Source organism: Clostridium swellfunianum (genome assembly GCF_023656515.1).
GTDB classification, from domain to species: domain Bacteria; phylum Bacillota; class Clostridia; order Clostridiales; family Clostridiaceae; genus Clostridium_AT; species Clostridium_AT swellfunianum.
The window spans coordinates 1897494-1922707 of the sequence record NZ_JAMOFV010000006.1 but is presented as its reverse complement, the minus strand read 5'-3'; the positions used below and the strand labels follow the sequence as shown (position 1 = coordinate 1922707).

The window sequence follows — 25214 nt, the reverse complement described above, 5'->3', positions numbered from 1 at the left end:
ATTAAGTTTCCCCTTAAATTTATAATATTATACTTGAAAGTGAACCGCTATAAAACACATATTGAAGATGCAGTGCTCTTGTTAGAGCTACATATAAAAGTTTCTTGTCAAGTTCATTATCCTTGTAATTCTCATCATTGCAATTAAATATTATACTGCAATCAAATTCCAATCCTTTTGTCATGTATGAAGGTATAATTATTTTGGCCGGATTAAGAGATTTGTCAGTGTCTTTAATTAAGTCCCATTTACTTTTGCTGTATTTTTTCATTATTTCTTTAATTTGTTTACATTCGTCGTAGGTGCGGCCTATAATTGCCATACTCCTTTTACCTGAGTTTTCAACTTCTTCAGCAATTAAGTCTACTTTTTTTGCAAACTCCTCTTTGTTCTTAAACTCTATAATTTCTGGAGCTTTGCCGTGTCTTAATACTGGCATTGCTGGCTTTAAACTATTATGCTGTTTTTTAAGTACATTATTTGCAAACTGAATTATCTCTACAGTTGACCTATAGCTTTGAGTAAGAGGGGTATAAAGAGCATCTTCATCAAATACATCTTTAATTACCTTGCTCCAATCTTCTATCCCTTTATAATAATATATTCCCTGACCTATATCCCCTACTATTGTTAAAGAATTGTTTCCTACAAGGCTTTTTAAAAGGTACAACTGAAACGGGCTGTAATCTTGTGCCTCATCTATTACTATATGCTGAAACCTGAACTTGTCAGGAACCCCTTCAATTTTAAATTTAAGATAAAGCATGCCTGCTAAGTCATCGCTGTCTATTATGCCTTTATCTTTGTTGTTATTTAGTTCATCTAAAATATATTTTATCAGCTTTTCTGGAACCTTTCCTCCACTGATTTCGTTAAATAAATCATGGTCATTAAAGAGATTAATATAAAGCCTCTCTGTATTAATTTCTCGCCAGGAATCAAAATAGGTATTAAAAGCTTCTTTTGATTTGTTTCTAATATACTCTTTTTTGATATCTCTCTCATCGTAGAGTTCTATGAGCTTTTTTCTTCTTTCCGGACCTTCTTCCATGGTTTTTTTAGCTCTGGCTATCATATATTCAAATGAAAAGTCAATCTTTTCCATTATGTTATTTATCTTTTCTGTTAATTTAAGAAGAAAATATCTTTTAATTTCATCTTTTCTTTTGTTTATTGGAAGATTAGACATATCCTTGCCGTATAATCTTTTTATTTCTTTGCTTTCAAATAGTACGTAACTATCTACTGTTATATCTGGCACATCTATATCCTTCTTCTCTAGATGTCTTACGTACCTGTCCATAAAAATTTTATAAGTCATCATACCTTTAAGCTTACTGCTTCTAGTAATATATTTATTATATTCTTCATCACTTGATTCCAATACCTCTGATAGTTTTTTATCTTTAGTTAACACTTTGCTTTTTATATTGAGAATCTCTAAGCACATTTCCTCAAAGGTTTTTTGCTTAACTTTATCTACTCCTAAATTAGGAAGAACTTCTGATATGTAATCCAAGAACAGCTTGTTAGGTGCTATTACAAGTATATCATCACCAGATAGCTTATCCTTATACTTGTATAATAGATATGCAAGTCTGTGAAGTGCTACAGTAGTTTTTCCTGAGCCAGCAGATCCTTGCACAATTAAAGCACCATTTTTGTCAGCTCTAATAATATCGTTTTGTTCCTTTTGTATTGTTGCTACTACTTCCTTAAGTTTACTACTTACACTTTCTTCTAAATTGACTCGCAGAAATTCATCTATAAGAGCATTACCTTCTACTGCAGTATTATTAAGTATTATTTCGTTTATACCTTCATCAAAAGCATCAGCTAGGTTATTATCTTTCATTAAAAATTTTCTTTTTAATGAAAGTTCCCCATTTATTACACCGATAGGTGCTTTGTAATAAGCTTCACCTTGAGTGCCGCTATAGTAAAGATCAGCGATGGGAGCTCTCCAATCAATAACTATTTCATCTCCAGTGCTGCTGTCTCCTAAACCAAACTTCCCTATGTAAAAGCTTTCTTTTTCTTTTCTGTATTCTCTAAAATCAATTCTAGAAAAATAAGGCTGAGGTAAGGCCTCATTGTAATTGTTAAGATTTTTACGAGTTATTTCATAAAGCTTTTGAGATGTTTCAAGTTCTTCATCATACTTTCCTTTAGCTTGTTTTTTTAGTATAGCTATTTTGGTCTGAAGCTGTGTATCATTATTTTCTATCAAGCCTATTTCTTTTTTAAGCCATTCTTTAGTAGAGTCAAGCTTATCTTTTTCATATTTAAATTCTTTTGCTTCTATAGTCAATTTATCACATCCCTCAGTATATTACACATAAAACATTATTTTATATTTAACACCCATAATTGTCAATATTGTTAATTGATTATTGAACACTCTCATATACTTTATTTATAAGAGTATAAAAAACAGTTTTAAAGGAGGCTATATATGAAGATTTTCATAACTGGTTCAGATGGTAATATAGGGAGATATTTTAGTAAGTACTTTTCCTCGAAACATCAAGTATTTAATTGTAAAACTGATTTTTTAGATATAACTAATAAGGTTAAGTGTATTGAGACTATAAAAAATGCTACACCAGATATAGTTATTCATTGCGCTGCACTTACAAATATTGATTTATGTGAAAGAGATGAAAGCACTGCCTATACTGTAAATACTATAGGAAGCTTAAATATAGCATACTGCTGCAGTATGCTTAATATCCCAATTATATATTTGTCCTGTAATTATGTATATGATGGAAACAAAAGTGGCATTTATTATGAGACTGATTTATGTACCCCAATTAATGTGTATGGCAGGACAAAGCTTGCTGGTGAGCAGCTAATAAGAACTATGTGCAGTAAATATTTTATAATAAGAACATCCTGGGTATTCGGTGGCAAAAACTGCTTTGTTAAGAATATTATCGAAAATAAAGAAGCATCTTTCTTTATAAGTACAACTGAGATCGCCTCACCTACATACATAAAAGATCTGTGCAGTGTTATTGAAACTATCCTGTCTTCAGATATATACGGAATATATAATTGTGTTAATTTAGGTGCCGTAAAAAAATCCTTGATGATTAAAACTAGTTTGAGTTATCTAAAAATTAAAAAGGATATTATTGAAATACCTGAAGAGCATATACCTAATAAAGCACTTCTTCCTAAATGTACAATAATGGATACATCTCTACTTAAAAACTGCTTTAATATAAATATGAGAACTTGGGAAGCTGCGCTTTTGGAATACTTGGATAAATAATTTGTTAAATTTGTTAAATTACTTTTTATTGATCTTATGATGATATATAATAATGTTTGGATGTTTACGTTTAAATTAACGCGACTTCAAATAACAATAGGGGGTAATTATTATGCAGTATAGAAAGTTTGGGAAACATGACTTTGAAGTTTCAGCGCTTGGTTATGGTTGTATGAGGCTTCCATTTGATGATGGCGACGATTCAAAAATAAATGAAGAAGAAGCTATTAAATTAATAAGATATTCTATTGATAATGGTGTAAACTACATAGATACAGCTTACCCATATCATAAGGGAAACAGTGAAGTTATTGTTGGCAAGGCTTTAAAAGATGGCTATAGAGAAAAAGTCAAGATTGCTACAAAATCTCCTGTTTGGCTTGTAAAATCTTATGAGGATTTTGATAAATATTTAGATGAGCAGCTAGCTAAGCTTCAAACAGATCATATAGATATGTATTTGCTTCATGCTCTCGGAAGAGACAGGTGGGAACATTTAAAACAACTTAATGTATTTAAGTTCCTAGAAGAAGCAGTTGAAAGAGGAAAGATAAAGCATGTGGGATTTTCCTTCCATGATGAATTTTCTGTTTTCAAGGAAATAGTTGATGCTTATGACTGGGACTTCTGCCAAATCCAATATAATTACATTGATACTGACTACCAAGCTGGAGAAGAGGGACTTAGATATGCGGCTTCAAAAGGTATGGCGGTTATAATAATGGAACCACTAAAGGGAGGAAAGCTTGCTAAAAACCCTCCTAAAGAAATAAAAGAACTTTGGGCTACTGCTGAAGCTGAAAGAACTCCTGCTGACTGGGCTTTAAGATGGATTTGGAATCACCATGAAGTAACATTAGTATTAAGTGGTATGGGAGCTATAGATCAAATTGTAGAAAACATAAAAATAGCTTCTGATTCATTTCCAAATGCTCTTATGCAAGAAGAAATACTATTAGTTGAAGCTATAAAGAATAGGTATAACGAGCTTATTAAAGTTAACTGTACAGCCTGCAATTACTGCATGCCTTGTCCTTTTGGAGTTAATATACCTAGAAATTTTTCTTTGTTAAATGAGTCTTCAATGTACAACGATGTTAATGGTTATTCATTTTCATATAATAACTTTTTTGCTGAAGAGAACAGAGCAAACAGATGCGCAGAATGCGGCTTATGCGAAACTAAATGCCCTCAGAATCTTCCAATAAGACAGCATCTTAAAGAGGTGCACGCTGTACTTGGACGTGCATAAAATTAAGAGACCAGGCTTTAAAAGCTTCTGGTCTCTTAATTTTATGCTTACATATTTTGATTAGCCAAATCAACTTTTGCTGCCTTTGCGACTGATTTACTTACTACAAATGAGATAACTGCATCTACACTGTGGTGAAGTATGCTTCCAACACCAACAGTAATCACAAGAAAGTTTGATAATGATCCTACGTATTTAACTTGTGCTCCTGCAGCTACAAATCCCAATACTACTAACGCTTCCAAAACTCCATGTATTGGTGCTGTAATTGCAGCAACTTTACCAAAAGAAACTCCTTTTCTTAAAAGCACAGCTCCGATATAACCAACAATAGCATGCATTAATGCTCTTAGCCCAATAACAGGGCCTTTAGTCAATAAAAAACCTAGTGCGGAGCCTAACCCAGTCATTATAGCGGCGCCTGGTCCCAAAAGCATTGATAAAAACATCGGAACATGAGCTGTCAAGGTAGCAGAAAAAGGACCTACTGTAACGCTCATAAACCCGAACACGAATGGAATAATTATTGCCCATGCAGTTAGTAATGCAGTGTAAGTTATTTTTTTTACATCTTTCATTTTTTACTCCCCCTATATACTGGTGTATATACACTAGTATATAGCTTGTATCGTAATTTGTAAATATACAAAACAAAAAAAGAATAGCTTTTATGCTATTCTTCTTCTATTTTATACATCTTTCTAGCTCTGTCCGTGTATAATACTCCATCTAAATGATCTATCTCATGGCAAAAGGCTTTTGCGAGAAGCCCTTCTGCTACATATTCAACCTTCTCACCCTTAATGTTAAGACCATAAACTGTAACCTTTTTGGGTCTTATTACCTTTCCTTCATATCCTGGGTAGCTTAAGCAGCCTTCAATATCCTCATCTTTTCCAATTTTTGCTGCAATTACTGGGTTAAACAACACTATTGGTTCATCATCATCTCTAAGGTCGATTAGTATCACTCTTTTTAAAATTCCTATTTGAGGAGCTGCTAAGCCTATCCCTGTAGTGCTATATAAGGTGTCTTTCATATCTTTGACTAAATTAATCACTTCTTTATCAATATTGTCAACTCTTTTGCTTACTCTCTTCAAAATAGGATTTCCAAACTTTAAAATTTCCTTTACTGCCATATTTCCTCCTGATTTTATAGCTTTAGGATGTCTTTATTAATAATATTAGTTATATCTAATATATTATTAGCCTTATCTTCTTGAAAAATCAAGTAGTAGTTTCCTTCCATAATATCATCGCTGTTAATATACCTTAAAATATCAACTTTAAAAGACTCAAAATGATAGTTCTCAAAAGGTAAGTGCACTATCTTTTTTTTAACAGCTTCCTTAACATCTCTTTCTAGATTTTTATTAATATCTCTAACTAAAAATTCAGGAAGCCACTTCTTTTTGTTAAACATTAAATAATCAAATTTGATGAGTTCTTTTAAAACCTCGCTGGGTTCATATAAAATTTCATTATTAAATTCTAAGAATACCTTGTAATAGTCTATAGAGGATATATTTCTGCTAAAATAGCCTTTATCATAGAAAAAATTACCTAAATTTAGATAGAAATCAAAAGGTGTTTTAAATTTAGGAATAAAATACTTAATTATAGTCTTGAACTTTTGAGAGTTGTAATACTTATCAACCATTTCTTCGACTCTCTTAAGAAGCAGAAGCTTTTCATAGCTTATATGATTAGTTTTAATAACTTCATATGGAGTATATGGTGAATGAACTATTCCCCACCTATCAGCTTCAGCCTCCATCGGGGAACCCTTTAAAACCTTTAAGAAACCTAACTGAATTTCATCAGGTCCTATATTATATACATCATTAAAGGAATTTATAAAGGACTCAAGGGTTTCACCAGGGAGACCGGCTATAAGATCTAGATGCTGCATAATATTATCATACTTTTGAAGTGCAACTACTTGCTTCTTTATCTCATTAAACTTTACAAATCTATTTATATTCTTCAGAATTTTGTCATTTGTTGTCTGAACTCCAACTTCAAATTGAAATCTTCCTTTAGGAGCTTTAGATAAAAGCCTGATTTGATCTTCATTCAATAGATTAGCAGATATTTCAAAATGAAATCCTGTTTCTGTATCCTGCTTCATCAAATACTCCCATATATCCATGGAAAATTTAGTGCTGCAATTAAAAGTTCTGTCTACGAACTTAACAAGTCTCACCTTTTTATCCATTAAGAACGTAAGCTCTTTTTTTACTCTTTCTAATCCTAAAAATCTTACACCGTGTATCGTCGATGAAAGACAGTATTTACAATTAAAGGGGCATCCTCTTGAAGCTTCGTAATATACTATTTTATTGTTTAAATTATCTTCTGGTGTATAAGGAAAAACAAGCTTATCCATGTCTATAAGCTCTCTTTTACCGCCATATAATATGCTGTCGTCATGTTTAACATAAAGTGACCTAATATTGTTAAGTGGTGCTCCACATATTATATTCTCTATAAATTCTCTATAGGGTTCTTCGCCTTCACCTTCAATTAGATAGTCAGCAGAACTATCTCTTAAAGCTGTTTCACTATTGTAGGATACTTCAGGTCCCCCATATAATATTTTAATATTACTATCTATACGCTTAATAAGTACTGACAACTGTTCCACATATGGCATGTTCCATATGTAACAGGAAAATGCAATAATATCAGGTTTTTCATAATATATCTGCTCTACAACTCTTTCCGGTCTATCATTAATAGAAAACTCCATAACTCTACAATCATAATTTAAATCTCTTGTGTAAGCTCTCAGATATCTTACTGCTAAATTGCTGTGAACGAACTTTGAATTTATTGCTACTAAAGCTGTTTTCATGCTTCACGCTTCCTTTCATTTCATTCTGCAAAGTCTTTTGGCTATCTGCAAAACACATTCTATTTCTTGCCTTTATATAGTATACCTTATCATAGTCCTTCAAATCAATTATTTCAAAATACTGTTCAAGAAGCTTTATTGTATTTTCTTTAGAGCAATCTTTTAGTATATTCAAATCCGTAATGTTTATTTCTTTAATAATGTTGTCCGGAAGCAAGGCTTTAATCTTTCCTCTAAACAAACTTGAAAAGCTCTTGTCTATATCCCATATATGGAGTATTCCATCATTCTTTAGAAACTTACTCATATCTTCTATTAGATGTTTTTTACCGGATTTCAGCCATAAATTGCTTAGAGCAAACAGTAATACACAATTATCATAACTGTTATTTTCAATATACTGTTTTTCGTCTTTTCCCTGTATATATTCGACAGTTGCATTTTCGTTCTGAAGCTTATACAAATTATAAATAATGCCATAGTTATTCAGACCTACATCAAGTACGTTACCAGTAAATACTTCATTTTGCATATCTATGTAAATATCTTTACCAACCTTGTATAGATGTTCAAATTTCATATAAATTCCTACCTCTCTGGAATATAATCACTAAGATTAATTCTACAAATAAAAAATAATTCCTCCATATTGTGGAAGAATTATTGTATTTTAATTATCTTATTTATTGTAAATCGTATCATAGTAATCCAGCAAAAGACCAGCCGTAGTATTTTGAGCTTCCTTTATTATTACTGCAGCTATCTTTCCGTATCTTTCTTCTTTATCTTGAACACTTAAATATTTAAGATGAATGTTATTAGCCATTAAAGCATTGTTTCTAATATAATCATCTACAGTCTTATATCTTATAATACCCTTGTCAATTAAAAAGCTGTAATCAGACATAAATTTTTTTATTATCCACATTTCAAAATTTCTATGACTATCTAAAAGTCTATTGTTAACATGATGAGGCACTGTCATATCTTGTATCAGGTGACAAGAAGCACCTAAAAAAAACATAGCCTTATCTGTTTCACCGAACTTCATATACGCAAGAGATTTACTGTAGTATCTTTTACATTCAGTTAATGCATCTGAAAATCCATAAAGTCCTTTCCCTTTACTGAAATGATAAAAATGATTGGAACTCTTAAAATCTTGATCAGCCCATGCCACACCTTCATTTAAAGGGGTTATATTCTCTTTGAAAAATTCATATTCCTTTACATATCCTTCGTTTTTTAAAATAGCTATCGCTTGTAAGTTTAAGAATTTATGTATAATGCAATGAGTTTTGATTATCTTTTTCTTTATAGGATTAACGGTATACATGACGCCTCTTAGAGCGCTACCGTAAGTTTTTTCTATTCTTTCTCTCATGTAAAACACTTTTCCTCCGCAAGTTAATGGATTGCATTAGGTATTTACTTCTCTTTGGACGCATTAAATTTAAAAATTCCTATTACAATACCTATAAGAATTACAGCAAGTAGATAATATATAACTGGTTTGTTTAGTTTTGCAAATTCTCCTAGTCTATTTTTACTAATACTATATAGGATACCCTGAGAATAGTCTAACGCAAATAGATTATTACTTACAAATCGTAGACTAGATATTCTTGTTTCAGCACTAAAGGAGGCCTCATCGCTTAATACTCCAGCTTTAGTAATACTATATATCCTATTATCTCTAGTATCATAAAAATATATACTATCTCTTTCAGATAGCACGCCCTTAGCATCTATATCCAATGCACCTAAGCTTGAAAGCGACTTGTGCGTATAAATTGGTGCAAGAGGATTGGTAGTCGGATGATTGTCTAATATAAAACTAAGCCTAATATTATTTTCTCCCTTAAATCTTGGTGAAGTAACAGGATCACCACCGCTGTAGTCCGGCCATCCGTACCAATGATTTTTCTTGATTTCGTATATATAGTCTACGTCCCCTTTAACCGCTCTTAATCCTCTGTCCTCAATGCCTCCTATTGTGGCAATAAGAGTACCCTCACTATTAAAACTCATTCCGTTAACATTACGTATTCCCCATGCGTATGTGTCCGAACCTCCATTAACAATATTGTAATATATTATTGAAGCATTTCCTGGAAAGTGACCTGAAATAAGTTGTCCAGAAGCATTTTTAGTTCTATAAGGTACAAAAGCACCAGTTTTTTCATTTCCGAAACTTTTTCCACGTATTACTATATCTTTTGCAGGAATATCATAACTAAATGGATTATCTTTAAGCCATGAATTATCACTTCCTACTACTCCTGAATTAGTTGCGGCTCCAATAGATATGTAGAGTTCTTCTCCCTTAACCCTTATAATGCTATCTTTATAGTCGCCGTAATTTGGGAGATTACTAAGTAATACCTTTTGCTCTTTGCTAACTATATCGTAAGCTGATACTTTACTATCGGATATAAAATACAGTTTTTCATCCTTATAGTCTAGGGATTTAATATTAAGGTCTTTGCTTTTTACTACATCATAGCTTTTCCCCTTGCTGTCTACAAACTGAATTCTATCTTTATAGGCTATGTAAAAATTACCTTGATTGTCTGCAGTAAAGTCAACTGCATTTTTAATTCCTTTGTATTTTATAGCTCCATATAGCTTGTCATTTTTCAAATTAATGTTGTTTTCACTATAAGCATTTTTAAAAATCATGAATATACAAACAATAAACCCTGCTGCTATAACAGCTTTTATAATTTTCTTCATACTTCCCCCATTTTTAATAATTGTTCTTATCTATGTATATTTTTAAAAATTGAGGTATATGTGTATTAATTGGATAATAGCACTATATGTTCTTCTTCTACAGACATCAATACTTCTAGCACTTGCTTAATATTGTTATCATCAATAGAATTCATATACTTTCTATAGTACTCAACTGCATGCTTTTCTCTTAGTTTTGCCTGTTCTAATAATTCTAAATCGCTTTTATATTTGTCATACCTTATTTCTGTAAGCTTTGGAAGTTCAGTGAAACTTCCAAGCCTCATATGAATGTTAGCATGTATACGTTCAATTCTCGATAGATGCTTGAACATATTTCTTATATTAATATCCTTTGCTAAGGCTGCTGCTTTATTATAAAAATCAGCATTAAAAAGCTCCAATTTAACAGCGTGGTCTAATATTTTTAAAGATACTTTCTCTAAATCCCCATTCTTTGCATTAATAATATAATTGTTACTTTCAAGTAAGTGCTCTTTTGCAGCACCACAAAATGGACAGAAATTGATGGCTTCACCTTGGTTACATTTTGAAAAGGCGGCGCTATTCACATTTTTATTTATATCATTTATTTCCATACCACAAATACAACATACAAGTTTCATAGAATCATCTCCCTTCTTCACCTAACATTTTACAAAATTACAGTACTATATGCTAGTTGCTATAAAAAAAATTTTGATTTTATTTTTAAATAACTTTTCAATACCAGAAATTTCTGATAGAATTATAATGCAATTGAAAACGTATTTATAAACGTTTCTAATGCAATACTATATCATGTCGTTTAATGAAACTTTATGGCGTTGCATTAAAGTTTCAAAGTTATTTATATAAAGGAGGAAAACATTATGAAGGACCCAAGAATAATAACTTTGGCTAAAAACCTAATTAACTATTCCTGTGAACTTAAAAAAGGAGAAAAAGTTCTTATAGAAGCTGTGGGGCTTGAGACTCCATTGGTTTCCGAACTCGTAAAACAAGCTTATTTAGCAGGTGCAATCCCTTTTGTAACAATAAAGGATAAAGAAGTGGATAGAGCGCTTCTTATGAACTGCTCACAAGAACAACTAGAAATGATGGCTAAGTATGAAGCTTCTAGAATGTCTGATATGGATGCATACATAGGAATTAGAGCAGGAAACAATATGACTGAAACATCTGACGTTCCAGGAGAAAATATGTCCCTTTATATGAAGCACTTCTGGAGTCCAGTACATGGCGGTATTAGAGTTCCGAAAACTAGATGGGTTGTATTGAGGTATCCAAATTATTCCATGGCTCAAGCTGCTGGAACAAGCACGGAAGCTTTTGAAGATTTTTATTTTGATGTGTGCAATTTAGACTACAGCAAGATGTCAAAGGCTATGGATTCTCTTGTTGATCTTATGGAAAGAACTGATAAAGTTCGTATAACAGGTGTTGGTACTGATTTAAGCTTCTCCATAAAGGGAATTCCAGCAATCAAATGTGATGGAAAACTTAATATTCCTGATGGTGAGGTGTATACAGCTCCAATTAAAGATTCCGTTAATGGATGCATTACTTATAATGCACCAGCTGTATACAACGGGTTTACCTATGAAAATATAAAACTAGAATTTAAAGACGGGAAAATAATAGATGCTACCGCAAATGATACTGAAAGAATAAACAAAGTATTTGATACTGACGATGGAGCAAGATTCGTTGGTGAGTTCGCAGTAGGTGTAAATCCATTCATTCTAAAGCCAATGAAGGATACACTATTTGATGAGAAGATAGCAGGCTCTATACATTTTACTCCAGGTGCATCATATGATAATGCCTTCAATGGCAACAAATCCTCAGTTCACTGGGATTTAGTATTTATACAGAGACCTGAATATGGTGGCGGAGAAATCTACTTTGATGATGTGTTAATAAGAAAAGATGGCCTGTTTGTAATAGATGAGCTAAAAGGACTAAATCCAGAAAATCTAAAATAATAGAATATAATTAAAATTCCCCACATAATTATTAATGTTACTAATTATGTGGGGTTGTTTTATGAAAAAAGATAGTTTCTTTAAGGATTCACTGATACTAACTGCTTCTAATCTTACAACAGGAATTTTAGGATTTGTATTCTCTATCATTCTTTCTAAGGAACTTGGACCTGAAGGAATGGGTTTGTATGGCCTTGTAATGCCTATTTATAATCTTTTTATATGCCTTATATGTGGAGGTATGGTCACTGCTATATCTAAGGTTTCTGCAGTCTACTTTAGTAAAAATGATCATAAAAACTTAAACAAGTCAGTGGAGACTGCGTTATTTTTTGATTTTTTATGGAGCTTGATAGTAGCTTCTGTAGTTTTCTTTATAGCTTATTATATAAGTACAAGCATTATAAAGGACTCAAGAACTTTCTATCCTATAAAAATAATAGCTCCTGCCTTAATATTTGTGGCACTGTCTTCAATACTAAAAGGATACTTCTATGGAATATCACAGTTTAAAGTTCCAGCTTTTATTGATATTTTGGAAAAAGCTGTTAGAATTGGTGTTATTGTAACAATAGTTAGTATGCTTAATAATCCAAGTGTAGAAAGTACAGTTATAGTAGCATATATAGCACTATGCATTGGTGAATTTATTAGTTTATTTTTGTTGTATATATATTATAAGCTGAATAAAAGAAAATCCAACTATAGTACTTTCAAAAAAGAAGGCAGAGCACAGCTAATGTTTGATATATTAGTTGTATCAGTGCCATTATGTTTAAACGGTTTTCTTTCTACTGCTTTATCAACTGTTTCAACATTAATTATTCCAAGGAGATTAATAACTGCAGGTCTAGAATATAGCACTGCTCTGTCAATGATAGGGAAGTTTTCTGGTATGGCAATGGCTATAATATATTTCCCTCTTATAATAGTAAATTCTATGGCTACTGTACTTGTTCCAGACTTATCGCAAACTATGGATAAAAATGATTATCTTGCAGTGGAGAATCGTATAACTCAAGTCATGAAGATTGCTTTTTTACTTGGTCTTAGCACCTTAGTCATAAGCATAAGTATACCGAATCAGCTTGGAAGTCTATTCTTTAGTAGAAACGATTTAGGACAGTTTATAAGATTTGCTGCTATAGCTGCACCGATAACCTATACTTCATCTACTACCTTTGGAATATTAAATGGTATAGGAAAGCAAGGGGTAATTTTAAAAAATTCGCTTCTAGTTTCTATTGAAGAAGTTATATTGCTTTATATATTTACAGGAATTCCAAGTATAAATATTTTTGGTTTTGGAATATCACTTATTATAACGTCTATTACTCTATTAGCTTTAAATATATATGAAATAAGAAAATATTGCTACATAACGATATCTATAGGAGAACTTACTATGTACATACTTCTAAGTATACTTGTATATTTTTTATTAAATATTGCAAACAATCTTATACCAAACTCTATATTTACATTAAAATATGTTTTTTTAATTTTCTTTGGATATATTTCATTCTTTTTTTCTATAGCAATAATAAACAAGGAAAGCCAAACTTAGGCTTTCCTTTTATCTTACTCTATTTAATAATGTTTTTGGAATAAATCTTCTAAATCTTGCAGGAACAATTTCCATATCTTTTTTTGTTATTCCACCTATTAGTACTAAAGCGTATATGTATGCAAACATTCCTGCTCCTATTGCAATTATAGTTGAAAGCATTCGATTAAAATAACCTTTATACACAAATCCTATAACATATTCTATATCAAATTGAACTAAATATACTACTACTCCCATAAATGCAGCTGCAATTAGTGGTTTTATAGCAAGTAAAATAAGATTATATTTAATATTTAGGGTTCTTTTTATAACAAAGTTATTTAAGAAGAGTGGTAACAAAAAACCAACCATACTTCCATATACCGCTCCTAATATATTTATCTCTGGTTTGCCAATAAGAATATAGTTTAATATAATTTTCGCTGCGATACCTATAACTATGTATAAGGTTGATATATAAAGTTTTCCTATGCTTTGGAGGATTGTGGATTGAATTTGAACTATTGCCATTAAAACTAAAACCACAGCTCCATATTTCATTAGGATAGCACCTGAAGAGTATTTAGGAAATATGCTATCAAATATCGGACCGCTTAAAACTGCAAGTCCAACAGCAGCAGGCATAGCAATAAGAAAACATGTTTTATATGCGTAGTCTATGCCCTTTTTCACTTCCTCACTGTTATTTACAGCGGCAGCTCCAGATATAACCGGAAGCACCGACGAACATAAAGCCGATATTATTGTTATCGGTACTCCCAGAAGAGTCTGATACTTTCCTAAATAACTATTTTTTATCTTTGCCTGTGAATAGTTAAGCCCTGAAGATGTCAACCTTCCCATTGTTACCTGATTATCTATAACATTCCCAGCGTTCTGCAATCCCCAGTTAACAGTTAAAGGTACAGAATAGTTTATTAATCTTTTAGCTAGTGTTTTATTATGAAGTCTCTTAACTTCTAATTGCAGGTCGGATTTTGATACTTTAAAGGCTTTATTTTTTTCATAGTATCTTATGAGATATACTACAGACGCAAAAGCACCAGCGGTAGTTCCTATAGTTGCACCAGCGCATGCTTCTATTACCCCATATTTAGCCCAAAGTGAAGCAAACAAAAGCGAAAAAACAATATTCATTATCTGCTCAAGTATTTGAGATACCGCAGTGGCTGTCATATTACCTCTACCTTGAAAATAACCTCTGTACGCCGATGCTGCAGAAGTTAATAACACAGCCGGAGACAATGCTGCTAAAGCTAAATATGCATCTGGATTGTTCATCATTGAAGCAAGAGGTTTTGATAATACAGCCATTAATACAGCCATTAAGAAACCAATACCAAGCAGCATTAATCTTGCCATCTTGAAAGCCTTAACTGCATCTCTATAGTTTTTAAAAGCCACAAGTTCAGCCACAAGTTTTGAAATAGCAGAAGTTAAGCCAGTGTTAGTTATTACATAAACAAAGGCAAAAACGCTGTAGGCACCATAATATACACCATATCCCTCGTCGCCAATTATAAATAAAAGCATAGGCACATACAGCAGCGATATGAGTTTAACTACCATACCAGCTGCTGATAATATAGCAAAGCCCTTTGTTGTTGATTGGGTTTTCATAACCTACTCCTTATTAAAATTTAAATACATCATTTTTAATCTTTTTAAATATTGGAGGCAAGCTTTCGCTTATAGTTTTATTCTCCATGTAGGCTAATTTATCTGGGCAATTTTTAAAAATCAACTTGTAAGCATAAAGAAATTGATAGTCAAGACCATACTTATTTGTAAAGAAGCTATTTAATTTTGTATCTCCATATTTATAGTCACCTACAATTGGGTTTCCAAGGTGGGCAAGATGAGCTCTAAGTTGATGACTTCTTCCAGTTATTAAATCTATTTCAATTAGTGAAAAAGTTCCACAGCTTTGAATACTTTTTACTTCCATAGCTATTTTCTTTGTATTAGGCATTTTATTATCAAACACCTTTGAAATATTATCATCCTCATCCTTGGAAATGTAGGCTTCATACAAGCCGTCTTTAATTCTATTTTTAACTAGAGCAGTATAATATTTCTTAATTTTTCTTTCTCGAATCATTTCATTTAAAAGCTTTAAACTTTCAAAGTTCTTCCCAAATATAACAACACCTGAGGTGTTTCTATCTAATCTGTTGCAAGGTGCAGGAGTAAAGGTTACTTCCTTTTCAGGCAAATAGTCTCCCTTATCAAAAAGATAGGATAATACATAATCAGTAAGAGTTGCATCTCCACCTTTTTTATCTGAATGTACAAGCACTCCTGGCCACTTTTCAATTATGGCTATGTTTTCATCCTCATAGGTAATCTTTAAGTGACTATTATCTATGCGGTTAAACTTCTCTTTTTTATTACTGCTGACTATTTCTCTAGTCTCAATGATATCTCCTTCAAGAAGAAAGTACTTTTCCTTTCCTTTCTTGCCGTTTACTTTTATGTCTCCTTTTCTTATAGCTTTATATATAGCGCTTAAGGGTACATCCTTAAGCCATTTTCTAGTGAACTTATCCAGTCTCTGACCTGCTTCGTTCGCACCTATTTCAATTCTCATTTGTTTCACTCCTAAATTACAATGTAGCAACTCATTATACCACTATTATTGCCTAAATCAAGCTTTTTAGTTCTCTTTACCTGGATAAAAAATCATAAGCAGACTTACATTGTATAGCTACCCCTATAGGTAAAGCATCTTCATCAATATCAAAAAGACTTCCATGTGCAGGATGTATTATTCCTTTTTCCTCATTTCTTACACCAAGGAAATAAAAAGCTGCTGGTCTTTCCATTGAAAAGTAAGCAAAGCTCTCAACACCCATACTTGGTTTTTCAAGTTTTTTTATGTTTTCTTCTCCTACAATATCTTTTCCACTGTTTTCAACCAAATCAAGCATCTTGTCATCGTTAAATAAGCATGGATAGCTTTCTTCTATATTGATTTCGCAATTTCCTCTCATAGCTGTACATATTCCTTGAACAATCTCAACTAATCTTTTTTTCACATATTCTCTATGCTCAGTTCTCATAGTTCTGATAATTCCAGATAAGCTAACCTCTTCAGGAATTATATTTTGCGCTGTTCCTCCATGTATACTTCCTATTGTGATTACAGCAGGATCCTGTGGAGGAATCTCTCTGCTTACTATTGTTTGCAGGGATAATATTATATTACTTGCTATAACAATTGGATCGACAGTGTCTTCAGGGTGAGCCCCATGGCCGCCTCTGCCTTTTATCTTTATTGAAAACGGATTTGATGCTGCATTTACTACTCCTCTCTTAATTCCTACCTTCCCTGATGCAATATTTTCATCTACATGAAGACCTAATATTGCATCCACACTAGGATTTTCAAGTATTCCTTCCTTTATCATAAATCTAGCTCCACCAATTGTTTCTTCAGCTGGCTCAAAGAAAAGTTTAACATTTCCTTTGAGCTGATCTTTCATGCTGTTTAAAAGCTTTGCAGCACCAAGTAGTATTGTTGTATGAGCATCATGGCCGCAGGCGTGCATTTTTCCTTTAACCTGTGATGAATATTCCTTTCCTTTTCTATCCTCAAGAGGCAATGCATCTATGTCAGCCCTAAGGCCTATAGTTTTATTTCCATTTCCTTTTATTAAGGCGCATATACCTGTTCCTGCTACTTCTGTATATTCTATACCTTGATTTTCCAAAAATGATTTTATGTATCTTGAAGTTTCATATTCCTCGAAGCCAAGCTCTGGGTGTGAATGAAAGTGTCTTCTCCATGCTATTAGCTGTTCTCTAATTTTTTGAGCTTCATGCAAAAAATCAATCATATATAAAACCTTCCTTTTTACTTATTCTATTTAACAATAACATAATTAACTAAAATATATTTATGAAAATATAGTAAATTTTATTCTTTAAGGTTATAGCTCAGGTTTTTGAAGCTGCAACCTTAGAATATGGCAAATATAATAAAATTATATACCAAGTTTTATCAATGTTCAACAAAATAGAACATTATGGAGTGGTTGCTAACGGACTCTTTTAATAATGCCATGATTATGGAGTATTGTTATGTCGAATTTTCTTATTATATCTTTACCAAAGCTAATTTCAAGGACATTACTGTTTAGCTGGATTATTCTGCCTTTTCCAAAAGAGTTATGTATAATTTCATCGCCTTTTCTGTAAATGCTTTTTAAATCCTCAAAAACATCTAGTGAGCATTCCTTTATAAACCTCGAAGGCTCTTTATGCTTTCCTCTAATGTTTCTAGGTAAACATATGTATAAGTTATCAATTGCACGAGTTACAGCCACATACATAAGTCTTCGCTCTTCTTCAATATCTTGGTCAAGATTGTTTATGTGGGGTAATACCTCTTCTAAACAGTTAATTATAAATACATTTTTAAATTCCATCCCCTTCACACCATGAATAGTGCTTAATATTACTCTATCATCATCTCTATTTTGTCTTAGACTTTTATTTAGTTCCTCCCCTACATACTCAATATGCGCTAAAAAGGTTGTTATGCTGTTATAAGCTGCGGCCGCCTCCTTAAACTCATCTAAAATTTCTTCCAATTCAGAAAGATCAATTTTAAATTTTTGGCTGTATTCCCTTAAATGGTCATGATATCCAATACCAGTTATTATATACTGTATTGCACTTTGAAGGGACATCCTATTAAGGTTATGAATATCCCTTTCAAGACTATCTAAAGTCTTAATTTGGTATATAGGAATATCAGCTAAGGATTTAATAAAATCAAAACAATTTAATCTGATATTGCTAGTGTTAAGTTTTTCAAGACTAACTTTGCTAACATATCTAAAAGGTTTATTTATTATTCTTTTAAAACTATCTGCATCATCCTTTATTATGCTTAACCTTAAATAAGCAGCTAAGTCCTTACATATAAAATGATCAAAAAAATTATATTCTTTTTCTAAAAGTCTAAAGGGAATCTTCTTTCTTATAAAAGCATCAATAAGACTTCTGCTTTCAAGATTTGTTCTAAATAATACAGCACTATCTTTGAAGTTGTAACTTCCAATGCTAACCAATTTCTCAATATTTAAAGCAATACTTTCAGCCTGTGAATTCTCATCATGGTAATTATTAATATCAATAATTTTGATTTCTTTCTTCCATGAAAGCATTTTTTTATCATTTCTTCTACCATTATTCTTTATTAAACTTGCGGCAATATTTACTATGTTTTCAGCGCTCCTATAATTGGTGGACAATTGAAGCTTTTTACCCTCTTCAAAGTGTTTATGAAAGTCTACCATATAATCTGGCCTTGATCCTCTAAATGAATAAATGCACTGATCCTCATCCCCTACTGCAAAAATATTGTTGTAGCTATTTAGGAAATGCAATATTTCTAATTGAATATTATCCGAATCTTGGAACTCATCTACTAGTATGTATTTAAAACCTTTTCTATAATGCTCAGCTATGTTTGAATTTTTTATAAGCATATCTTTAAATCTTAGTTGAATATCGTCAAAATCCAATAATCCTTTTTCTTTTTTGTAATTCTCATAAACATTATAGCAATTTACAAATATTTCCTGGGTAATGCCAGATTTAAAATTTTCTATATTTACTTCGTTGCATTTAAATAAAGAAATCTTGTTTCTTATATCCTTTATTTTATCCTCATTTATATCTTCCATTTGTCTAGCTAAGGTATTTGAGATAATTCTGTAGCTTTCAGAACTATCCATTATTTTTATATTTTCATTGTGCCTTATTAGTAGCTTATAGAAAAGACCATGAAAGGTACCAAAGAATGGAGTGATTCCAGATTTGCTTAAAGCTTGATACCTCTTTTTCATGTTCAATGCAGCAGCCTTTGTAAATGTTATTACAACAATACTATTAGGATTAATTTTATTAAAGCTCAAAATATATTCAAGTCTTGCTTCATCAGATTTAAGCCAGCCTATGGTATTTTCTTTATAATAGTCTTGAAGAAGTTGCAAGTCTTCTTTCTTCAAATCTGGTGGAATAAAGTTGCTTTTGTATATATTCCCAAACTTCGTTAAGTATAATACTTTGTTAATTAAAACAGTAGTTTTACCAGAACCAGGGCATGCTAAAACAAGAACATTCCTATCTATATTAAAAACAGCTTCCTTCTGCTGTTCATCTAGATGACAAAATTGTTTTTCTATAATTAAATCTCTTAAATAACAGTATTGATTTCTTATATCCATTTTCAATCTTTATCCTTTTTAAAGTATTTCTTTATGATTATTGCCATATAATTTTTATTTTACTGAATAAAAACTATTTAATAAGCGCATATAAATAAAAATCTATTGTAATAATTACTTTAGAGGATTAAAATATAAATGTCCATAGCAAAAATTGTATTGTAATTTATTAATAGTGTTAAAGCTTTCACCTAAAAAGTTAAAAAGTTAACTTTTTAGAGTAGATATAGCACTAGCAAGTACATAGCATAGGAGAGAATTATAATGGAATACATAAAAAACTTCAATGTTAGAAACGAAAGAAACCTTACCATGCTTGTAGATTTTTATGAGCTTACAATGGCTAACGGTTATTTAGATAATAATGTAGGAAATAAAATAGCCTACTTTGATATGTTTTTTAGAAGAGTTCCAGACGGCGGTGGGTACTGCATTATGGCTGGAGTCCAACAACTTGTAGAGTATATGTCTAACCTAAAGTTCACGGAAGATGACCTAGAATATTTAGAGCAGAAGGATATTTTTTCAGAAGAATTCATAGACTATTTAAGAAATTTCAAATTTACCTGCGATGTGTGGGCGATACCAGAAGGAAATCCTGTCTTCCCAAATGAGCCGCTAGTATTAGTAAGAGGCCCTGTAATACAGGCACAGTTTGTTGAAACGATGATACTTCTTACGGTCAATCACCAAACTTTAATAGCAACTAAGGCCAATAGAATATGCAGAGCTGCTGAAGGCAAGCCAGTTATGGAATTCGGTTCAAGAAGAGCCCAGGGCTATGATGGTGCAATTTACGGAGCACGTGCTGCTATCATAGGCGGCTGTTCATCATCAGCTTGTACAATTGCTGAAGAGATGTTTGGTATTCCTGCTTCTGGAACTATGGCTCACAGTTGGGTACAGCTATTTTCAAACGAATACGAAGCTTTTGCTGCTTGGGCTAAAACCTATCCAGATAACTGCACTCTTTTAATTGACACTTATAATGTTTTAAAATCTGGTCTACCAAATGCTATAAAGGTTTTTGACCAAATATTAAAGCCTCAAGGACATAGGCCAAAAGGGATTCGAATAGACAGCGGGGACATAACATATTTAACTAAGAAATGTAGAGAAATACTAGATAAAGCTGGGTATGAAGACTGTAAGATAGTTATTTCAAATTCTCTTGATGAGTACATTATAAGAGATGTTCTCAGTCAAGGAGCAAAGGTGGATGCTTTTGGTGTTGGTGAAAGACTTATAACCGCTAAGTCAGAGCCGGTTTTTGGAGGGGTTTACAAGCTTGCTGCTGTAGAAGATGAAAATGTAATAATTCCAAAAATAAAAATTAGTGAGAATGAAGAAAAGATAACTAATCCAGGTTTTAAGAAGATATATAGAATTTTTGAAAAGAAAACTGACAAAGCTATTGCAGACTTAATAACTCTTCATGATGAAACAATAGATGAGTCACTGCCTCTTGAAATATTTAATCCAGTATATACATGGAAGAGAAAGAAACTTAAGAATTATTATGTTAAAGATTTGCTTGTGAGGATTTTTGATAAGGGCGTTCCTGTTTATGAAAGCCCAACTGTTATGGAAATTAAAGATTATGCAAAGCAGGAAACAGAAAAGCTATGGACTGAAGTGTTGAGATTTGAAAACCCTCATACTTTTTATGTTGATTTGTCTACTAAGCTTTGGAAGCTTAAGCAAAGCCTCCTTCACCAATACTCAGATGTTTATGAGGAATAATATTAATGAATAAAAAAGTTAAAATTAGAATATCTGAAGAAGCTTACTATAGATTAATGGATATTTTAAAGGATGGAGATATGTATACTCATATAAGGTTTGCCTATAAGGATGGATGCTGCGGCAGTCCCAATGCAGAACTTCTTTTAGATTATGTTAAACCTGGAGATATTGAGGAGCTTATTGACGAACTTCCTGTAGTGTATGATTCTGAATTTCCACTAAATATCAAAGAAATAACCATAATTTATAGAGAAGGTTCCTTTATGATTAAAACTGAGCTTTTGAACATAACCAATAGAAACTGCTCTAGCTGCAGCTCTGGCTGCGCCGGTAAAGGCAAAAATACTGGTGGATGTTCTGGCTGCAGTAAAAAAGATGGCTGTAATTAGCCATCTTTTTACTTTGCTTAAAGAAGTTCTGGAAACCATATAGATATCTCTCTATTTGCATTTTCAACTGAATCTGAGGCATGAACAAGATTTCTAGTTTTATTATTAGCAAATCTCCCTCTTATGCTTCCATCATCAGATTTTAATGGATCCTTATCACCGTTTATTCTTCTAACCAGTTCTATAATATCTTCTCCCTCTATAACCATAGCACAAAGATTATCTTCTGTTATATAATCAATTACACTATCGAAATAAGGTCTTCCCTTATGGTCTTCATAATGCTTTTGAGCTGTCTCTCTATCAGCTTTAACCATTCTTAAAGCTATTATATTTAAGTCTCTTTTTTCATAAAAGCTTATAATTTCTCCTATAAGCTTCCTTTCAACTCCATCAGGCTTAATAAGTACCAATGTTCTTTGCATAAAACCCTCCTGCGCTCTTAATTTGCCTATAAGTACATAGTTTTAAAGTATATTTTATACATAATATAAAAAAATATACACTTGTGTTAAATTTAACTAAGTGTATATGCTTTTAAATGCTTATATATATTCTTTTTCAATATAATACTTGTCTATTTCTTTTACTTGTACAGTATCCTCCCCAAACAAATCATAAGAAAAGAAGTCTTTAACTTTATTAAATCTAGTACCTGTTATGTTTTTAAATGGACAAACTCCATCATTCTCTTCCCAATTATAAAAAGCACATTCATTAAAACAATCTATCTTATTTTGCGCCGTCGATAAAAAAGAACAAACAGCCATCCCCTAGTCCTCCCCATTCATAAAGCTTTTCTATATTATAATGTAAATTTTCGAAAAAATGAAGAGTTTTTAAAATTATTAATCATTTGTTAATTTTTGCTCAATTAATTTAATATAACTCATAAAATATATACACATGTATGTGGGTATACTATATTTAAATATTAAAATAGAATGGAGGATTTAATATGAATATGACCAGTTCAGCTCTGTCCTACTTATTTATCGCTATAGCTGTTGTAGATCTTGCTTTTGTATTTTATTTCAAAGTACTTGTTATGAACACATCAGACAACAATAGGCATAAAGACAAAATTGTAGGAAATATGAAAGATCCGGAGGATTGGAGAAACCGCAACAACAGAATGTCCTACATATTTTTATTCTGGTGTATTGCATCCTTCGCTGTTTTTATATATCTAAAGTATTTTTTTGGCAGTGGTTTAGTTAACACCATTTACGTTATTGGTTTTTTGGCTGCAATGGTAATTTCTATAGCTTTATTTGGAATCAGAAGGAAGACTGCTGCTTAAGCCTTCCTTTTTAATTGTATCTATAAAACCTTTAATTATCATAGCGGTGAAGCCCCATATAACGTAGTTTTCATATACATAAAAGTACTGTTTTAAGAAACCTCTACTGAATTTATAGCTGCGCCCGCCCTTAACAAGGTGGTACGGAAAATCATCTTTTAAATTTGGACCAATTTCCATTTCATAAAGTTGAGGTTCATTATTCATAAAATAGTTTATAGGAATTTTGAATATATGATCTACCTCATCTTTATTTGGGATAATGCTATTATTATTTAGTTTAGCAATAAAAGGATACATAATGGTTCCATAAGGACTTACAAAGTAATCCATCTCTCCAATGTATTCTATATCTTCAGGTTTTAAATTAAGTTCCTCAACAGCTTCCCTAATTGCGGCTTTCTTAGGACTTTCATCTTTTTCAATCTTTCCGCCTGGCAGGCAAATATCTCCTGGCTGCTGTCTGAGATGAGACGCTCTTACCTCAAATATAATATGTGCTTCTCCTTTTTCCTTAGTCAATAGGAGCATAACTGCAAATTTTTTATGCTCACCGAGAATATCTGTTTTTCTGTTTCTAAAAATATTATCTATCTTGTTAATCATCACTAACCTCTCATATAATTTATTAAACAAGTTCTTCGAACTTAGTTCTATCAAAATGATCTCCAAAACTTACTAAGAATACACCTATGATAATAATTACACAACCTATTATTTGCCATGGTGTTATACTTTCTTTAAGTAACAAATAAGCTGAAATTAGGCTTACTATAGGTTGAAGATTAATATACGTAGATATTACTGTAGCACCAAGATGTTCGAGACAATATATATACATAGCATAGGCAATGCAAGAGCAAAATATTGCTAAGAATAAAAGATTTAAAGAAACCTTGAGTGAAGGTACTGTAATCTTTGAAAAAAATAAAGATGGAGCAAGAAAAATACACCCCCATATTCCCTGATAAGTTGTTACAGTTATACTCTTATATTTTCCTTTAAATTTACTTGTAATGACATTATATACAACCCAGCATAAAGCTGAAATTAAAGCCATGATATCTCCGAGGGTGCCCTTCGAAAATAGACTTATTTTTTCCTTTGAAACTATTATAACAATTATCCCTATGGCACTCAAACCCGCGCCTAGTACTTTCCATATTGTCAGTTTTTCTTTAAATATCATTCTCTGTGAAACTAATGTAAATACTGGAATAGAAGAAATCAAAATAGCTACATTTGATGCTGAAGTATATAACACTGAATAATTTTCAAAGAAAAAATACAGGCTTACTCCAAAAAGACCACCTAAAGCCATTTTTATTCTATCCTCTTTTAGAAGCTTTTCTTCTGGATATTTTATTTTTAATACTATGTATAGAATAACTGATGCTATTAAAAATCGATAAAAGGCAGATAATACAGGCTTAATTTCTTCTACAACAATCTTTATACTAAGATATGATATCCCCCAAACAAGCATTATAAACAATGCTAAAAAGTGCGCAAGTTTTTTTTTCTTCATACTAACACTCTCCTTACTTTATAAAACAATTCAATAAAATAATTATATTATAATTATACTTTTCTGTGTACTTCTACTTTTAAAATTTAGATTTACTAGTGTCAATTTCTTGTTTTGTCCATACAATGTTATTAAAAGATGAATTTGATACTTCCTCTCAATTTGATATAAAATTTCATATAGTTCCTCCCCATTATATACACCCTTACTTAAAGCAGATGACTGGTGGTTTTACCCCCTTTGTAATTTTCCACCAGTCCTTTGCTTTTTTGCTTTAACTTAAAAAAGAATAAAGTTATAATATTAGTATGAACCGCTATAGGA

At 31.8% G+C, this 25214-nt stretch carries 23 protein-coding genes; 7 read left to right on the top strand and 16 right to left on the bottom strand.

Features of this window, described 5'->3' with window-relative positions; genetic code table 11:
* Positions 1-19: 19 nt before the first annotated feature.
* A complete protein-coding gene (helD, locus tag NBE98_RS08770; RefSeq protein ID WP_250814571.1) occupies positions 20-2311 on the bottom strand; it encodes an RNA polymerase recycling motor HelD in 2292 nt (763 codons plus the stop codon).
* A gap of 144 nt (positions 2312-2455) precedes the next feature.
* On the opposite strand from helD, the gene NBE98_RS08765 reads away from it, so the two are divergent.
* Both NBE98_RS08765 and NBE98_RS08760 read left to right on the top strand, forming a co-directional pair.
* The gene (locus NBE98_RS08765; RefSeq protein WP_250814570.1) at positions 2456-3280 is read left to right on the top strand and encodes an SDR family oxidoreductase; all 825 of its coding nucleotides are present in this window, start codon (positions 2456-2458) and stop codon (positions 3278-3280) included.
* A gap of 112 nt (positions 3281-3392) precedes the next feature.
* Positions 3393-4532 carry an aldo/keto reductase gene (locus tag NBE98_RS08760; RefSeq protein WP_250814569.1) on the top strand — a complete coding sequence of 380 codons (1140 nt, stop codon included), beginning with the start codon at positions 3393-3395 and terminating at the stop codon, positions 4530-4532.
* Positions 4533-4579: 47 nt separating this feature from the next.
* Here the strand turns inward: NBE98_RS08760 and NBE98_RS08755 are convergent, their stop codons facing one another.
* From NBE98_RS08755 to NBE98_RS08725, 7 genes are all read right to left on the bottom strand, one after another.
* Complete coding sequence (locus NBE98_RS08755) at positions 4580-5110, bottom strand: ECF transporter S component (protein WP_250814568.1); 531 nt, start codon at positions 5108-5110, stop codon at positions 4580-4582.
* 95 nt (positions 5111-5205) lie between these two features.
* Positions 5206-5673 (bottom strand): peptide deformylase, encoded by a 468-nt coding sequence (def, locus tag NBE98_RS08750; protein ID WP_250814567.1) that lies wholly within the window; start codon positions 5671-5673, stop codon positions 5206-5208.
* A gap of 14 nt (positions 5674-5687) precedes the next feature.
* On the bottom strand, positions 5688-7391 hold the full coding sequence (locus NBE98_RS08745) for a B12-binding domain-containing radical SAM protein (RefSeq protein WP_250814566.1): 1704 nt from the start codon (positions 7389-7391) through the stop codon (positions 5688-5690).
* Positions 7297-7971 (bottom strand): class I SAM-dependent methyltransferase, encoded by a 675-nt coding sequence (locus NBE98_RS08740; RefSeq protein ID WP_250814565.1) that lies wholly within the window; start codon positions 7969-7971, stop codon positions 7297-7299. Before NBE98_RS08740 ends, NBE98_RS08745 begins: the two co-directional genes overlap by 95 nt.
* A 99-nt stretch (positions 7972-8070) precedes the next feature.
* Positions 8071-8775 carry a zinc dependent phospholipase C family protein gene (locus NBE98_RS08735; RefSeq protein WP_250817512.1) on the bottom strand — a complete coding sequence of 235 codons (705 nt, stop codon included), beginning with the start codon at positions 8773-8775 and terminating at the stop codon, positions 8071-8073.
* A 44-nt stretch (positions 8776-8819) separates the two neighbouring features.
* Positions 8820-10127, bottom strand: a complete 1308-nt coding sequence (locus NBE98_RS08730) for a PQQ-dependent sugar dehydrogenase family protein (RefSeq protein WP_250814564.1) — start codon at positions 10125-10127, stop codon at positions 8820-8822.
* A gap of 65 nt (positions 10128-10192) precedes the next feature.
* Complete coding sequence (locus NBE98_RS08725) at positions 10193-10753, bottom strand: ferritin-like domain-containing protein (protein ID WP_250814563.1); 561 nt, start codon at positions 10751-10753, stop codon at positions 10193-10195.
* A gap of 246 nt (positions 10754-10999) precedes the next feature.
* On the opposite strand from NBE98_RS08725, the gene NBE98_RS08720 reads away from it, so the two are divergent.
* Both NBE98_RS08720 and spoVB read left to right on the top strand, forming a co-directional pair.
* Positions 11000-12115 carry an aminopeptidase gene (locus tag NBE98_RS08720; protein ID WP_250814562.1) on the top strand — a complete coding sequence of 372 codons (1116 nt, stop codon included), beginning with the start codon at positions 11000-11002 and terminating at the stop codon, positions 12113-12115.
* Positions 12116-12176: 61 nt separating this feature from the next.
* Positions 12177-13682 (top strand): stage V sporulation protein B, encoded by a 1506-nt coding sequence (gene spoVB / locus NBE98_RS08715; protein ID WP_250814561.1) that lies wholly within the window; start codon positions 12177-12179, stop codon positions 13680-13682.
* Positions 13683-13691: 9 nt separating this feature from the next.
* Here spoVB and NBE98_RS08710 read toward each other — a convergent pair whose 3' ends face one another.
* From NBE98_RS08710 to NBE98_RS08695, 4 genes are all read right to left on the bottom strand, one after another.
* A complete protein-coding gene (locus tag NBE98_RS08710) occupies positions 13692-15305 on the bottom strand; it encodes a putative polysaccharide biosynthesis protein (protein ID WP_250814560.1) in 1614 nt (537 codons plus the stop codon).
* Positions 15306-15318: 13 nt separating this feature from the next.
* A complete protein-coding gene (locus NBE98_RS08705) occupies positions 15319-16275 on the bottom strand; it encodes an RluA family pseudouridine synthase (RefSeq protein WP_250814559.1) in 957 nt (318 codons plus the stop codon).
* A gap of 76 nt (positions 16276-16351) precedes the next feature.
* Entirely contained in the window at positions 16352-17524 is a 1173-nt protein-coding gene (locus NBE98_RS08700) for a M20 metallopeptidase family protein (protein WP_250814558.1), read from the bottom strand.
* 201 nt (positions 17525-17725) lie between these two features.
* Positions 17726-19924 (bottom strand): ATP-dependent helicase, encoded by a 2199-nt coding sequence (locus NBE98_RS08695; protein WP_250814557.1) that lies wholly within the window; start codon positions 19922-19924, stop codon positions 17726-17728.
* 264 nt (positions 19925-20188) lie between these two features.
* Here NBE98_RS08695 and NBE98_RS08690 point away from each other — a divergent pair, with 264 nt between their 5' ends.
* On the top strand, positions 20189-21667 hold the full coding sequence (locus tag NBE98_RS08690; protein WP_250814556.1) for a nicotinate phosphoribosyltransferase: 1479 nt from the start codon (positions 20189-20191) through the stop codon (positions 21665-21667).
* Positions 21668-21672: 5 nt separating this feature from the next.
* Complete coding sequence (locus NBE98_RS08685; RefSeq protein WP_250814555.1) at positions 21673-22059, top strand: hypothetical protein; 387 nt, start codon at positions 21673-21675, stop codon at positions 22057-22059.
* A gap of 17 nt (positions 22060-22076) precedes the next feature.
* On the opposite strand, the gene ndk is transcribed toward NBE98_RS08685, so the two are convergent.
* Positions 22077-22484 (bottom strand): nucleoside-diphosphate kinase, encoded by a 408-nt coding sequence (gene ndk / locus NBE98_RS08680; protein WP_250814554.1) that lies wholly within the window; start codon positions 22482-22484, stop codon positions 22077-22079.
* 120 nt (positions 22485-22604) lie between these two features.
* Positions 22605-22829 carry a hypothetical protein gene (locus NBE98_RS08675; RefSeq protein WP_250814553.1) on the bottom strand — a complete coding sequence of 75 codons (225 nt, stop codon included), beginning with the start codon at positions 22827-22829 and terminating at the stop codon, positions 22605-22607.
* Between the two features lie 188 nt (positions 22830-23017).
* Between NBE98_RS08675 and NBE98_RS08670 the strand changes: the two genes are divergently transcribed.
* Entirely contained in the window at positions 23018-23362 is a 345-nt protein-coding gene (locus NBE98_RS08670) for a hypothetical protein (protein WP_250814552.1), read from the top strand.
* Here NBE98_RS08670 and NBE98_RS08665 read toward each other — a convergent pair.
* Positions 23330-23968, bottom strand: coding sequence for an NUDIX hydrolase (locus NBE98_RS08665; RefSeq protein WP_250814551.1), 639 nt, complete (start codon positions 23966-23968; stop codon positions 23330-23332). The genes NBE98_RS08670 and NBE98_RS08665 overlap by 33 nt on opposite strands.
* Before the next feature lie 22 nt (positions 23969-23990).
* The gene (locus NBE98_RS08660; protein ID WP_250814550.1) at positions 23991-24890 is read right to left on the bottom strand and encodes a DMT family transporter; all 900 of its coding nucleotides are present in this window, start codon (positions 24888-24890) and stop codon (positions 23991-23993) included.
* Positions 24891-25214: the final 324 nt, after the last annotated feature.